Below are 14,516 nucleotides of genomic sequence, written 5' to 3'. Positions count from 1 at the left end.
GGGGGGGGGGGGGGGTGTCCGGGGGGGGGGTGATCGGGGGGGGGGGGGGGGGGGGGGGGGGGGGGCCCCCGGGGCCGGGGGGCCCCCGCCCCGCCCCCCCGCCCCCGGGCCCGCGGGGGGAGCGGGCCTGCGGAGGGTGCGGGTCTAGGTGCACGCCTGGGTGCGCGCCGGGCGGAGGCCGCTCGGCGCAGCGAACCTAAACCGGTTCAGGAGCGCTGTCAACGACTCGCGCAGCAACCACCCCGTCGGGTGGCTCGGCCCCCGGCGGCGAGGTGGACTCGCGCACGGTCAGCCGCGGCGTGGGCATCTGCAGGTCGCGCCCGGAGCCGGTCTCGTCGAGGGCCGCCAGCAGGCTGCGGGCGACCTGTTCGCCGAGCGCGAAGGTGTCCCGGCTGAGCGCGGTCAGCGGCGGGTGGACGATCCGGGCCAGCACCGAGTCGTCGAAGGAGACGATGGACAGTTCGACGGGCACCGCGACGCCCATCTCCCCGGCCACGCCGAGCCCGGCGACGGCCATCACGTCGCTGTCGTAGACGATCGCGGTGGGCCGCCGGGGCCGGGAGAGCAGGGTGCGGGTGGCGGCGGCGCCCTCGGCGTCGCTGAAGTCGGTGGGCACCGACACGGCCTCCTCCAGCCCGAGCCGGCGGGAGGCGTCGCGCAGCGCGCGGATCCGGCGCTGGGTGTGCTGGAAGTGCGGCAGCCCGGCGAGGTGGGCGATCCGGCGGTGCCCGATGGCGGCCAGGTAGTCGACGATGGAGAGCATCGCCTCCCGGTCGTCGGCCCAGATCCGCAGCGGGCCGCCGCCCTTGCCGGGCCCGCCCAGGATGACGGCGGGCAGGCCGAGTTCGTCCAGCACCGGCAGCCGCGGGTCGCGGACCTGGAGGTCGACGACGATGAAGCCGTCGACCCGGTGCTCGGAGGCCCAGCGCCGGTAGACCTCGATCTCGGCGGCGGTGTCCTCGACCACCATCAGGTGCAGCGCGACGGAGCTGGCCGAGAGCACCGCCTGGAGGCCGGACAGCAGTTGGCTGAAGAACGGCTCGACGCCGATGGTGCGGGCCGGGCGGGCGATCACCAGCCCGACGGCGTCGGCCCTGGCTCCGCCGAGGGCCCGCGCGGCGCTGTGCGGGCGCCAGTTCATCTCCTCGGCGACCCGCAGGATCCGGGCCCTGGTCGCCTCGCTCACGCCGGGGCGGCCGTTGAGCGCGAAGGACACCGCGCCCTTGGAGACACCGGCCTGGCGCGCGATGTCGGCGATCGTCGGTCTGGCCACAGAACCCGACTCCTCTCTTGACATCCAAGTTTAGGCGGGAGCATAGTCCCTGGCATAGCTAGACCGGTTTAGTAATACAGGTTCTGGAACTCGGCACCACCCCCGTGACCCAAAACCACCCCCCGAGCTCGGCACGATCCCCCACCCACCCCCAGGACCGGGAGACCCTCATGCGAAGAATCTGGGCGGCACTGACCACGACGGCGTTCACCGCGGCCGCACTCACCGGCTGCGGACTCGGCTCCAGCGAAAGCAAGAACAGCGACAGCGTGGCGAGTGCGGCCGCCACCGGCGAGGTCAAGGGCAAGGTCTCGATCCAGACCTGGGCGCTCAAGCCGAAGTTCACCGACTACGTCCAAGGCGTCCTCGACGGCTTCAAGAAGAAGTACCCCGGCGTCGAGGTCGAGTGGCTCGACCAGCCCGGCGAGGGCTACTCCGACAAGGTCCTCAGCCAGGCCGCGTCCGGCGGCCTGCCCGACGTGGTCAACCTCCCGCCGGACTTCGCCTTCCCGCTGGCCAAGAAGGACCTCCTGCTGGACGTCCTCAAGGCCGACCCCAAGCTCGCCGACGAGTACGTCGCAGGCGGCGTCGAGGCCTACCGCTACACCGGCCTGAACGGCACCTTCGGCTACCCGTGGTACCTCAACACCGATGTGAACTACTGGAATTCGGAACTCCTGACGAAGAACGGACTGGACCCGAAGAAGCTCCCCGCCAGCCTGGACGACCTGATCGCCCAGTCCCGGGCGATGAAGGAGAAGTCCGGCGGCCAGACCTACCTGATGAGCCGCAAGCCGGGCCTCGGCGACCTCTACAACGCCGGCGTGAAGCTCATGTCCGACGACGGCAAGTCCTTCACCTTCAACACCCCCGAGGCCGCCGCGCTGCTCGACAAGTACCGCGACGCCTTCAAGGAGGGCCTGCTGCCCAAGGACGTGCTGACCAACACCTACGTCGGCAACTCCAAGCTCTTCAACGCGGGCACGGCGGCCTGGACCACCGGCGGCGGCAACTTCATCACCAGCCTCGCCACCGACAACCCGACGATGGCCCCGAAGATGCTCTCCTCCCCCACCATGGGCGTCCCGCCACTGTACGTACAGGGCCTGACCATCCCGAAGAACACCAAGAACCCGGCCGCCGCCGTCGCCCTCGCCCGCTGGGTCACCAGCCCCGAGAACCAGGCCGCGTTCTCCCACCTGACCAGCGTCTTCCCGTCCACCAAGGCCTCCGCGAACGACCCGTTCTTCAGCAAGAGCGACGGCACCAACGCCGGCGACGCCAAGGTGGTCGCCTTCGACTCGCTCGCCAAGGCCAAGCTGATCCAGCCCGTCCAGGTCGACGACGCCATGAGCACCATCATCAACCAGCAGATCGCGCTGGCCATCAGCGGCGACGCGAGCTCCAAGCAGGCGCTGGACTCCGCCGTCGAGCAGTGCAACAAGCTGCTCAAGGGCTGACGGCCGACCGCCACCCCGACCGTACCGGTCGAGCGGCGGGCCACCCCCGCCCGCCGCACCCGGGAATGACCCGCACCACCCCCAGGAAGGCAACGGCATGACCCACCGGCGTTGGTTCACCCCCTGGCTGCTCGCCGGGCCCGCGATACTCTGGCTGGCCGTCTTCAACCTCTGGCCGGCCGTCAACACGGTGATCCTGTCCTTCACCAACGCCAAGCCCCTGGGCGGCGGGCAGTTCACCGGCCTGGAGAACTACGGGCGCCTGCTCGACGACGAACAGCTCGCCGACGCCCTGCTCAACAGCATCGTCTTCATGCTGGTCTGCCTGCCCCTGCTGACCATCCTGCCGCTGCTGCTCGCCCTGCTCGTCCAGCGCAAGGTCCCCGGCATCACCTTCTTCCGCACCGCCTTCTACACCCCGGTCATCGCCTCCGCCGTCGTGGTGGCGCTGATCTGGGGCTGGGTGCTGGACGACCGCGGCCTGGTCAACGGCCTGCTCCAGCAGTCCGGGATGGCCGACTCCCCGGTCGCCTTCCTCACCGACCGCTGGCTGCTGCTGTTCAGCGCGATCGCCCTGACCGTCTGGAAGGGCTTCGGCTACTACATGGTCATCTACCTGTCCGCCCTCGCCAACGTCCCGCGCGAACTGCACGAGGCGGCGGCCGTCGACGGCGCCAGCCCGATCCGCCGGTTCTGGCACGTCACCCTGCCCGGGGTGCGGCCGACCATGATGCTGGTCTCCGTCCTCATCTCGGTCAGCGCGCTGCGCGTCTTCTCCGAGCTGTACGTGCTCTCCCACGGCCAGGGCGGCCCGGGCGGGCGGGACATGTCGGTGGTGATGCTGATCCAGATGTACAGCCGCGGCTTCAACGGCCACCTCGGCTACGCCTCCGCGCTCAGCCTGATGCTGTTCGTCATCACCCTCGGCCCGATGCTGCTGCTGATGCGCCTGAACCGGAAGGCGGCCTGAACCCCGTGACCGACCCCCGTTCGAAGGCCGCCCGCCGCGCTCAAGACTCGCAGGGCTCGCAGGGACCCCGGGGCTCCCGGGGCTCCCAGGGCTCCCAGGGCTCCCGGGGTTTCAACACCCCCTCCCCCGCCCAGACCGCCGGCCGCTACCTGCTCCTGGTGCTCGTCCTGCTGCTGGTGGTCGGGCCGTTCCTGTGGCAGCTCTCCACCTCCCTCAAGGGTCCCAACGAAGACGTCTACACCAGCACCCCGAGCTTCATCCCCGAACAGCTGACCTTCGGCAACTACGGCAAGGTCGCCGAGACCATTCCGGTCTGGACCTACGCCCTCAACTCGCTGATCGTCGCCGCCATCTGCATCACCGGCAACGTGGTCGGCTGCACCCTGGCCGGCTACGCGCTCGCCCGGCTGCGCTTCCGCGGCGCCAAGCTCGTCCTCGGCCTCTTCCTCGCCACCCTGGTGCTCCCCGGCGAGGTCACCATCGTCTCCCAGTACGTGCTGGTGCGCGGCCTCGGCCTGGCCGACAGCCTGACCGGCGTCGCCCTGCCCGGCGCGATCGCCATGCTCAACGTGCTGCTGATGCGCACCGCCTTCGCCGCCGTCCCGCTCGAACTCGACCAGGCCGCCCTGGTCGACGGCGCCACCGTGTGGCAGCGCCTCTGGCACATCAGCCTGCCCAACGTGCGCGGCATGCTCAGCGTGATCGTCATCTTCACCTTCATCGGCGCCTGGGACGACTTCCTCTGGCCACTGATCGTGCTCAACGACCCGCAGAAGTACACCCTCACCGTCGGACTCCAGTACCTCAACGGCACCTTCTCCGCGAACCCGCGGCTGATCGCGGCCGGCACCATGATCGCCTTCCTGCCGATCGTCGTGGTGTTCGGCGTCTGCCAGCGCTTCTTCTTCAAGGGCGTCGAGGAGGGAGCCGTCAAGGGTTAGGCCCGGTCCGACCGAGGACGTGTCCGACGGTTCCTGACCCCACCGCCCGTTCGCCCCAAACCCGTTGAGGAATCACCCGCCCATGAGCACCCCCGCACCGCAGCGCCCCCGCTTCGGCGTCAACTACACGCCCAGCGCCGGATGGTTCCACCACTGGCTCGACTTCGACCTCGACGCCGTCCGCGCCGACTTCGACTCCATCGCCGCACTCGGCCTGGACCACGTCCGGGTCTTCCCACTCTGGCCGCTGTTCCAGCCCAACCGCACCCTGATCCGCCCGCGCGCCGTCGAGCAGTTGGCGGCCCTGGTGGACGCGGCCGGCGAACGCGGCCTGGACGTCGCGGTGGACGGCCTCCAGGGCCACCTGTCGAGCTTCGACTTCCTGCCCTCCTGGACCCAGACCTGGCACCGGCGCAACATCTTCACCGACCCCGAGGTCCTCGACGGCCAGGCCGCCTACCTGCGTACCCTCGCCGCGGCGCTGCACGAGCGGCCCAACTTCCTCGGCATGACGCTCGGCAACGAGATCAACCAGTTCTCCGGCGAACCGCACCCCGACCCCGACCGGATCACCCCCGGACAGGCCGACGCCTGGCTGCGCCGGATGCTCGACGCCTGCGAACAGGGCGCGCCCGGCCGGATGCACCTGCACGCCTCCTACGACGCCGCCTGGTACCTGGACGAACACCCGTTCACCCCCTGGCACTCGGCCCGGATCGGCGCCGCCACCGCCGTGCACTCCTGGGTGTTCAACGGCACCGCCCAGCGCTACGGCGCCCACTCCACCGCCACCGCGCAGCACGCCGCCTACCTGGTCGAGCTCTCCAAGGCCTGGGCGGACGACCCGGCCCGCCCGGTCTGGCTCCAGGAGGTCGGCGCCCCCGCCCCGCACATCACCGCCGAGGACGCCGCCCGGTTCACCGGCGCCACCGTCGAGGCCGTGCTCGACTGCCCGGACGTGTGGGGCGTCACCTGGTGGTGCTCGCACGACGTGGACCGCTCGCTGGCCGACTTCCCCGAGCTGGAGTACAGCCTCGGCCTGCTCACCACCGACCGCGCGGTCAAGCCGGCCGGCGCCAGGCTGGCCGAGGCCGCCGCCGAGGCACGCCGCTCCTGGCAGCCGCCCGCGCCGCGCACCACCGCCGTCGTGGTGGCCACCGGGGACGAGGTGACCGCGCCCAAGCGCTCGGTCTGCGGGCCCGGCGGCGCCGTCTACGAGGCGTTCATGCGCCTCGCCGAGGCGGGCGCCCGCCCGACCACCGTCCTCGCCGAACACGCCGAGGACCAGGCCCACCTGGCCGCGCGCGGGATCACCGAGGTGGTCCACCCGGACGACGTACGGTCCCTGTAACCCTTCGCCCCAGCCGTTACCCCTCAGCCACGATCCTCACTCACGCCCCTCAGACACGCCCCTCAGTCACGCAACGGAGCCCGCTGACATGCACGATGACCGCACGCTGGTCGAGTCCCGCCTCAAGCGCGTCCTGGACGAGCGCATCCGCCCGGCCGTCTACCCCGAGTCCGTCCCGCTGGAGGTCGGCATCTGGACGGCACCCGGCGAGCCCGTCCCGGTCGCCGAGGGCCTGGCCGCGCCGCGCACCCCGATCGCGGTCGGCGACGCCTGGGGCGCGCCGTGGGGCACCAGCTGGATCACCGTGACCGGCACCGTGCCGCAGGCCTGGGCCGGGCGGACGGTCGAGGCGCTGATCGACCTCGGCTTCGACGCCAACATGCCCGGCTTCCAGTGCGAGGGCCTGGTCTACCGCCCGGACGGCACCCCGGTGAAGGGCCTCAACCCGCAGAACCAGTGGGTGCGCATCGCCGCCCCCGCGGCCGGCGGCGAGCAGGTCCTGCTGCACGTCGAGGCGGCCTCCAACCCGGTCATCCTGGACTACCACCCCTTCCTGCCCACCGAGTTGGGCGACAAGGACACCGCCGGCGACCAGCCGCAGTACAAGCTGACCCGGATGGACCTCGCCGTCTTCGACGAGACGGTCTGGCAGCTGGTGATCGACCTGGAGGTGCTCGGCGAGCTGATGGCCGAGCTGCCGGTGGACGGCGCCCGCCGCTGGGACGTCCTGCGCGCGGTCGAGCGGGCGCTCGACGCGATCGACCTCCAGGACGTCAACGGCACGGCGGCCGCCGCCCGTTCGGAGCTCGCCGGGGTGCTGGCCGCACCCGCCGTGCCGTCCGCGCACCGGATCAGTGCGATCGGCCACGCGCACATCGACTCGGCCTGGCTCTGGCCGCTGCGCGAGACCGTCCGCAAGGTGGCGCGCACCACCGCCAACATGACCGCGCTGCTGGAGGACGAGCCGGACTTCCTCTACACCATGTCCCAGGCGCAGCAGTTCGCCTGGATCAAGGAGCACCGCCCCGAGGTGTACGCCCGGGTGCAGAAGGCCGTGGCGCAGGGCCGGTTCGTCCCGGCCGGCGGCATGTGGGTCGAGTCCGACACCAACATGCCCAGCTCGGAGGCGATGGCCCGGCAGTTCGTGCACGGCAAGCGGTTCTTCCTGGACGAGTTCGGGGTGGAGAACCACGAGGCGTGGCTGCCCGACACCTTCGGCTTCACCGGCGGCCTGCCGCAGATCATCCGCAACGCGGGCTCCAAGTGGCTGCTGACGCAGAAGATCTCGTGGAGCCAGATCAACAAGTTCCCGCACCACACCTTCCTCTGGGAGGGCATCGACGGGACGAGGATCTTCACCCACTTCCCGCCCGTGGACACCTACAACTGCTCCATGAAGGGCAGCGAGATCGCCCACGCGGCAAGGAACTTCAAGGACAAGGGAGTGGCCCGGCACTCGCTCGCCCCGACCGGCTGGGGCGACGGCGGCGGCGGCACCACCCGCGAGATGGTCGCCAAGGCGGGCCGGATGAAGGACCTGGAGGGCTCGGCCACCGTCCGCTGGGAGAAGCCCGCCGAGTTCTTCACCAAGGCCGAGGCCGAGTACCCGAACCCGCCGGTCTGGGTCGGCGAGCTCTACCTGGAGCTGCACCGGGCCACCCTGACCAGCCAGGCGAAGACCAAGCAGGGCAACCGGCGCAGCGAGAACCTGCTGCGCGAGGCCGAACTCTGGTGCGCCACGGCCTCGTTGCGCACCGGCGCGGCCTACCCGTACGAGCAGCTGGACCGGATCTGGAAGACCGTCCTGCTGCACCAGTTCCACGACATCCTGCCCGGCTCCTCCATCGCCTGGGTGCACCGCGAGGCCGAGGCGACGTACGCGGCGCTGGCCGCCGAGCTGGACTCGCTGATCGACGGCGCCCAGCAGGCCCTCGCCGGGGACACCGCCGGCGGGCGCGAGCTGGTGTTCAACTCGGCGCCGCACCCGCGCTCGGCCGTCCCGGCCGGCGGGGCCGCCCCGGCCGTGTTCGGCGCGGGCGCCTGCGAGGTCGTCGAGCGGCCCGAGGGCGGCTTCCTGCTGCGCAACGGGCTGCTGGACGTGGTCGTGGACGCCGACGGCCTGGTGGCGTCGGTGGTCGAGGTGGCGAGCGGCCGCGAGAGCGTCGCCCCCGGCACCCGGGCCAACCTGCTCCAACTGCACCCGGACTTCCCCAACATGTGGGACGCCTGGGACGTCGACCAGTTCTACCGCAACACCGTCACCGACCTGACCGCCGTGGACGCGCTGACGGCGCTCTCCGCCCCCGACCAGGCCACCGTCCGGGTCGCGCGCTCCTTCGGCTCGTCCACCGTCGTCCAGACGCTCACCCTGCGGGCGGGCGAGCAGCGGCTCGACATCGACACCGAGGTCGACTGGCACGAGACCGAGAAGTTCCTCAAGGCCGCGTTCCCGCTGGACGTGCACACCGAGCGGTACGCCGCCGAGACCCAGTTCGGCCACCTCTACCGGCCCACCCACACCAACACCAGCTGGGACGCCGCCAAGTTCGAGGCCTGCAACCACCGCTTCGTCCACCTCGACGAGCCCGGCTGGGGCGTCGCCCTCGTCACCGCCTCCACCTACGGCCACGACGTCACCCGCGCCGTGCGCGACACCGACGGCGGCACCACCACCACGGTCCGCTTCTCGCTGCTGCGCGCGCCGCGCTTCCCCGACCCGAAGACCGACCAGGGCCTGCACCGCTTCCGGCACGCCCTCGTCCCGGGCGCGGCGATCGGCGACGCCGTCCGCGAGGGCTACCGGATCGGCCTGCCCGAGCGGCGCGTCACCGGCAGCGCCGAGCAGGTCGCGCCGCTGGTGCAGCTCGACAACGACGCGCTGGTGGTCAGCGCGGTCAAGCTCGCCGACGACCGCAGCGGCGACCTGATCGTCCGGGTCTACGAGGCCGGCGGCGGCCGCGCCCGGGGCCTGCTCACCACCTCCTACCCGCTGGCCGGCGCCGTCCCCTGCGACCTGCTGGAGCGGCCCTGGGACGGCACCCGCGGCGAGGTGGCCGTGGAGGACGGCGCGGTGCGGCTGGCGCTGCGGCCGTTCGAACTGGTCACGCTGCGCCTGAGCGCGGCGGGCTGAGCACGGCGGGCTGAGCACGGCCGTCTGACGGCGGGGCCCTGCCGCTGGGGCCCCGCCGTTGGGGGTCTCGCACCCCCGCCCGCCGCGCCCCGCATGCCGCATGCCGCACTACGCTGATCGGCGCCCCGGCCCGCCCGCCGGGGCGCCGCCCCCGCCCGAACCCGCCTGGAGCCCGCCGCGATGACCCTCACCCCGCCGCCCGCCGCCACCCCGCTGTTCGCCGCCGTGGACATCGGCGGCACCAAGATCGCCGGGGCGCTGGTCGACGGCCACGGGCGGCTGCGGCACCGGCTCCAACTGCCCACCCCGGCCCGGGAGCCGGGCGCGGCCGTGCTCGCCGTCGTGCACGAGGTGCTGGACCGGCTCGCCGGCACCGCCGACTGGACCGCCGTGACGGCCGTCGGGATCGGCAGCGCCGGCCCGGTCGACCTCGCCGCCGGCACCGTCAGCCCCGTCAACATCCCCGGCTGGCGCGACTTCCCGCTGGTCGCCGAGGTCGCCTCGCACCCGGCGGTGGCCGCCCGGCGGCTGCCCGTCCACCTGGCCGGGGACGGCGTCGCGATGGCCGCCGCCGAGCACTGGCAGGGCGCCGCCCGGGGCGCGGCCAACGCGCTGTGCCTGGTGGTGTCAACCGGGGTCGGCGCCGGGCTGGTGCTCGACGGCGCCGTCCGTCCCGGCCCCAGCGGCAACGCCGGCCACCTCGGCCACATCAGCGTCGACCTGGACGGCGAGCCCTGCCCGTGCGGCTCGCGCGGCTGCCTGGAGGGCCTCGCCAGCGGCACCGCGATCGCCCGCCGGGCCCTCGCCGAGGGCTGGCGCCCGGCCGGGGAGGACCGCTCGGCCCGGGCCGTCGCCGCCGACGCCGAGGCGGGCGACCCGGTCGCGCTCGCCTCCTTCGACCGCGCCGCCCAGGCCCTCGCCGCCGGGATCGCCGCCACCGCGGCCCTGGTCGACCTCGACCGGGTGGTGGTCGGCGGCGGCGTCGCCACCGCCGGCGACGTCCTGTTCGCGCCGCTCGCCCGCCACCTCGACCGCTACGCCACGCTGTCCTACATCCGCGGCCTCGACGTCCGCCGCGCCGAACTCGGCACCGATGCCGGGCTGATCGGCGCGGCCGCGCTCTGCCACTGACCCGAACCCCTCGGAGGCCGCGCCATGTCGCTCCCGCCCTTCGCCCTGCTCCACAACCCGGTCCGCCCGTACGCGTGGGGCTCGCCCACCGCCATCCCCGCACTGACCGGCACCGCGCCGACCGGCGCCCCGCAGGCCGAACTGTGGATGGGCGCACACCCGTCGGCGCCCTCCGAGCTGCTGGCTCCGGACGGTGCCGGCGGGCCGCAGCCGCTGGACGAACTCATCCAGCGGTACCCGAACGCCATGCTCGGGCCGGACACCGTGGGGCGGTTCGGCCCGGCGCTGCCGTTCCTGTTCAAAGTGCTGGCCGCCGACCGGGCGCTCTCCCTCCAGGTCCACCCGACCCGGACCCAGGCGGCGGCCGGGTACGCGGCCGAGGAGGCCCGCGGGGTCCCGCTCGACGCACCCGAGCGGGTCTTCAAGGACCCCGGGCACAAGCCCGAACTCATCTGCGCCCTCGGGGACTTCGAAGCACTGTGCGGATTCCGCCCGGCCGCCGACACGGCCCGGCTGCTGGACGCGCTCGCCGTCCCGCTGCTCGCCCCCTGGGTGGACGACCTGCGCGCGCACCCCGCCGCCGAGGTCCTGCCCGCACTGCTGCGCCGGGTCCTGGCCGAGGACCGGCCCACCGGCCCCCAACTCCGCGACATCACCCGGTCTTTGCACCGGCTCGCGGCCGATGGCGGCCCGTTCGCCGAGGCCTGCGCCGGCTACGCCCGCGCCGCCGCGCAGTACCCCGGCGACCCGGGCCTGGTCGCCGCGCTGCTGCTCAACCACGTCCGGCTCACGGCGGGCCAGGCCCTCTACCTGGACGCCGGCGTGCCGCACGCCTACCTCCGGGGCGTGGGCGTGGAGTTGATGGCCAACTCGGACAACGTGCTGCGCTGCGGGCTCACCCCCAAGCACGTCGACGTCGACGGCCTGCTGGCGGTCACGTCCTTCCACACCGGTGAACCGCAGGTCCTCACGGCGCTCCCAGGAGACCGGTTCGAGGACGAATTCCCCTCCCCCGCCGAGGAGTTCCGACTCTCCCGGCTGCGCCCGGGCCCGGCCGCCGTCCGCGCCGAGCTGCCCACCCCGCAGATCCTGCTGTGCGCCGAGGGCCGCGCCCGACTGCACGCCCCCGGCTTCGCGGACCTCGACCTCCCCCGGGGCGCGTCCGTCTACCTGCGGCCGGGTGCCGGACCGGTCGAGCTGACCGGCCGGGGTGCGGAGCTGTTCCGGGCCACCACCGGCGCGCCGGCCCAGGCCGGCACCGGGTGGCCGAACAGCAGGTCGTAACCGTCCGGGAGCTGCTCGACCACACGGTCGACCAGTTCCCCCGGGGCCAGGTCGGCGAGGGTGCCGAGCACGGCCCCGATGTCCCACGGCCCGGTCGCCTCGGTCGCGCCGTCGATCCAGCCGACCACACCGCGCACGAAGCGCTCGGCGGTCAGCGGTTCGGCGGCGGGCCCGGCATCGCGCAGCAGCGGGGCGTACGCCTCGGGCAGCGCGTCGGCGAGCTCGGCCCGTTCGGCCCCGACCAGGTGCTCACCGAGCAGTGCGAGCACGACCCGGATGGCGTGCTCCGCCTCCGCCTCGCTCGGGTACTCCCCGCAGTCGACGACGCGGGCGCGGAAGTCCTCCGGGGAGATGGTCATCGCGTCCTCCTTCCGGTCGGCGGGGACCGGCTGCGCTCCGCCCGGAAGCCGGAGGCCGAGAGCCGCCGGCCCTCGCGCGGACGATCCGTGGCCCGGTGGCCCGATGGCCCGATGGCGGCGGACGGCTGGTGGCGGACGGCCCGTGGCGGACGGCTGGTGGCGGCGAGGTCCGGTCGGCTGCGCCGTCACGGCCCGTGACCGCCTGGGGTTCGCCGGTGCCCGTGCTGCTCAGCGTACTGCGGCACGGCGGCAGGGAGACCGGCCGGACGGATCGACGCCGTTGTCGATCACGTCGCCGGCCCGCGCCCTGCCCGGCGCGGGGCCACCAGGGGCCCGGGTGTCAGGCCGCCGAGGCCCGACACCGTCTGCGGGTGCGGTGCGGCAGAGCGGCGCCCGTGCGGGCCGCCACCCGCTGCGGCGGCGGCGCCGTGACCGGCACGGCCGGTGCGGTGGGCACAGCGGGCACAGCCGGCACGGCGGGGGCCCGCACCTCGTCCGGCATAAACGCCTCGAGAAAACGCCGCTCGTTCGAACTGAGTTTGCGCGAGCGGCCGGATTCACGGTCCCGCGCGACCACCACGGTCCTGGCCCGCATAAAGGTGTGCGGGTCACGGCAGACATCCACCACGATATGCGTGGAACTCCGCCCGATCCGTTCAACCGTCAACTGCACCGACAATGGCTCGGGCCGGTGGTACAACTGCTCCAGAAAATCGATCTCGTGTCGCGCGATAATGAATCCGGACGGGAACAGGGCGTCCCGGACGGCGGTCTCGTGGTGGCAGAACATGTCGTAAATCCCCTCCTGGACGTAGCCGACCAGCCGGGCGTTGTTGATGTGCCCGTTCTCGTCGACGTCGCTCCACCGGGTGGGGCAGGACAGCACGTGCACGCCCGGGTGCAGCGCGCTCACTGCTGCGTCAGCCCGGCGCCGGTCGCGGCGGGGAGCAGTGCCCGGCGCAACCTGGCGTAGTAACCGGACTGTTCCGCCGCCATCCGGGCCGCCGTCCAACCCTCCTCGGCCGCTTCCGCGGCGACCTGGACGACCAGGCTGTCGAGCACCGCGTCAACCGACCGGCAGAGTTCGGCGACCGCCGCGAGACGCTCGGTGACATCCGCGCCTCCGGCCGCGCCCCGGGCCGGGAAAGCGGCCAGCGATTCCGCCGCGAGCTGCAGGTCGTCGACGGTGTCCGGCATTTTCTCCGGCATGTTTTCCGGCATCAAATTCGACACGTTTTTCTCCATGACTCAATCCGGCCATTACGGCCCGGTAGCTAGTGTTCGAATACACCGAATCGGTGTCGGCCCCCCGACGCCTTCGACGCTATCCCAGCCGACACGGTGGACGGATGGTTTACGGACGGCGACGGGAAACTCACTTCTATTGGAGTAGTTTGCCGGGGTACACAATATGCCCCATCATCCGAATGCCGTCGGCAGAACGGGTGGCATCGCCGACCCGAACCCCGAAACCGGCACCTGCGCGTCGCAAATCTGCTACCAGCCTCCCCACCACCTCGCCTTGTAGAGGTGCGTCCCGCGCAGGGTCCGCGTACCGTCCGGCCGGTGCAGGGTGATCACCGAGGTGCACCAGGAGCACGGCCCGCTGTGGTCGGGGGCCACGGTCAGCAGCCGTCCGGTGCCGGGCTCGTCCCCGACGCTCTTCACGTCCCGGACGGCTGCGGGGTCGTCCAGCCGCACGGCGGTGAAGCGGTCGGCCGCCGGGTCGTACCGCCACAGGCCGGTCAGCGTGCTCACCCAGAACCGCCCCGGCTCGGCCAGCACCGGCGCGAGGTCGTGCCCGCCGTGGTCGGGCAGCGGCGTCGACCGGACGGCGGTCAGGGTGGGCGCCGCCGGGGTGCCGCCCACCCGCAGCGCGGTCAGCACGTCGTCGCCGAGCACCCAGAGCAGGCCCGTCCGGCCGTCCCAGTGCACGCCGTGCGCGCCCGGGAGCGGGTAGCCGGCGTGGGCGGTGGCACGCGGCCCCTGCGAGGCCGCGTACAGCCGCACCCACCCGCCACCGCTCGCCGCGACCGCGACGTTGCCGTCCGGCAGCAGCTCGATGCTGTGCGGATTGGCCGCCCCGCCCAGGTCCGCCGCCCAGCGCGTCGCGCCGGTGGTGGTGTCCACGACGGCGGCCAGGCCGCCGGAGGCGGTGGTCAGCAGGTAGCGCCGGCCCTGCCGGACCCGGCTCTTCGCCTCGTCCGGATTCGTCCAGCTCCGCGCGGGCGTCAGGTCCGCGAGCCCGGCCGCCCGGTCGGCGTTCCAGCCCCACACGACCGGCAACCACCCCGGGCCCCGGTAGGCCATCAGCTCCTCGGCGCTCTGCAGCACCAGGACGCTACGGGACTCCTGGTCCACCACCACGACCGCCCACCCGGGCGACCTGGCCTGCGCGCCGGTCGCCGGCACGCAGAACAGCAGGACGCACAGGGCGCACAGGGCCGCCAGCCTTCTCCTCAGCACGCCCCCACCGTGCTTGCTCCCGGGCCGCTTTGCACGGTGGAGCGTCCGAACGGCCGTGGGGGGGGGGGGGGGGTGGGCGGGCGGGGGGGGGGGGGGGCGCGACGCCGCCCCGCGCGCAGCCCGGGGCGGCGCCCGCGCCCCGCGCGCCCCG

At 73.2% G+C, this 14,516-nt stretch carries 12 protein-coding genes; 7 read left to right on the top strand and 5 right to left on the bottom strand.

Translation table 11 applies throughout. The features are described from left to right. Positions 1 to 196 precede the first annotated feature (196 nt). Positions 197 to 1,273: a LacI family DNA-binding transcriptional regulator gene (locus ACFV6D_RS16930; protein WP_380560354.1), complete on the bottom strand. Its 1,077-nt coding sequence runs from the start codon at positions 1,271 to 1,273 to the stop codon at positions 197 to 199. A gap of 170 nt (positions 1,274 to 1,443) precedes the next feature. Between ACFV6D_RS16930 and ACFV6D_RS16925 the strand changes: the two genes are divergently transcribed. From ACFV6D_RS16925 to manA, 7 genes are all read left to right on the top strand, one after another. Then, complete coding sequence (locus ACFV6D_RS16925) at positions 1,444 to 2,733, top strand: ABC transporter substrate-binding protein (protein WP_063346402.1); 1,290 nt, start codon at positions 1,444 to 1,446, stop codon at positions 2,731 to 2,733. 97 nt (positions 2,734 to 2,830) lie between these two features. Continuing rightward, positions 2,831 to 3,703 (top strand): carbohydrate ABC transporter permease, encoded by an 873-nt coding sequence (locus ACFV6D_RS16920; protein WP_063346403.1) that lies wholly within the window; start codon positions 2,831 to 2,833, stop codon positions 3,701 to 3,703. Positions 3,704 to 3,708: 5 nt separating this feature from the next. Further along, a complete protein-coding gene (locus tag ACFV6D_RS16915) occupies positions 3,709 to 4,644 on the top strand; it encodes a carbohydrate ABC transporter permease (RefSeq protein WP_380560352.1) in 936 nt (311 codons plus the stop codon). 82 nt (positions 4,645 to 4,726) lie between these two features. Then, positions 4,727 to 5,995, top strand: a complete 1,269-nt coding sequence (locus tag ACFV6D_RS16910) for a glycosyl hydrolase (RefSeq protein WP_380560350.1) — start codon at positions 4,727 to 4,729, stop codon at positions 5,993 to 5,995. An 88-nt stretch (positions 5,996 to 6,083) separates the two neighbouring features. After that, a complete protein-coding gene (locus ACFV6D_RS16905; protein ID WP_380339555.1) occupies positions 6,084 to 9,125 on the top strand; it encodes an alpha-mannosidase in 3,042 nt (1,013 codons plus the stop codon). 180 nt (positions 9,126 to 9,305) lie between these two features. Then, complete coding sequence (locus ACFV6D_RS16900) at positions 9,306 to 10,256, top strand: ROK family protein (RefSeq protein WP_380560348.1); 951 nt, start codon at positions 9,306 to 9,308, stop codon at positions 10,254 to 10,256. Between the two features lie 24 nt (positions 10,257 to 10,280). After that, complete coding sequence (gene manA, locus ACFV6D_RS16895) at positions 10,281 to 11,540, top strand: mannose-6-phosphate isomerase, class I (RefSeq protein WP_380560346.1); 1,260 nt, start codon at positions 10,281 to 10,283, stop codon at positions 11,538 to 11,540. On the opposite strand, the gene ACFV6D_RS16890 is transcribed toward manA, so the two are convergent. The 4 genes from ACFV6D_RS16890 to ACFV6D_RS16875 form a co-directional block, all read right to left on the bottom strand. Further along, positions 11,423 to 11,899: a DUF2267 domain-containing protein gene (locus ACFV6D_RS16890; RefSeq protein ID WP_079135401.1), complete on the bottom strand. Its 477-nt coding sequence runs from the start codon at positions 11,897 to 11,899 to the stop codon at positions 11,423 to 11,425. The genes manA and ACFV6D_RS16890 overlap by 118 nt on opposite strands. A 340-nt stretch (positions 11,900 to 12,239) precedes the next feature. After that, complete coding sequence (locus ACFV6D_RS16885) at positions 12,240 to 12,812, bottom strand: acyl-CoA thioesterase (RefSeq protein WP_380560344.1); 573 nt, start codon at positions 12,810 to 12,812, stop codon at positions 12,240 to 12,242. After that, entirely contained in the window at positions 12,809 to 13,144 is a 336-nt protein-coding gene (locus ACFV6D_RS16880) for a hypothetical protein (RefSeq protein WP_063346410.1), read from the bottom strand. Before ACFV6D_RS16880 ends, ACFV6D_RS16885 begins: the two co-directional genes overlap by 4 nt. A gap of 252 nt (positions 13,145 to 13,396) precedes the next feature. After that, a complete protein-coding gene (locus ACFV6D_RS16875; protein ID WP_380560342.1) occupies positions 13,397 to 14,365 on the bottom strand; it encodes a DUF6528 family protein in 969 nt (322 codons plus the stop codon). Between the last annotated feature and the right edge of the window lie 151 nt (positions 14,366 to 14,516).

The organism is Kitasatospora sp. NPDC059812, assembly GCF_042732075.1.
In the GTDB taxonomy this organism is placed as follows: domain Bacteria; phylum Actinomycetota; class Actinomycetes; order Streptomycetales; family Streptomycetaceae; genus Kitasatospora.
Note: the sequence above shows the minus strand (reverse complement) of the source record. Positions and strands in the feature narration are given on the sequence as shown.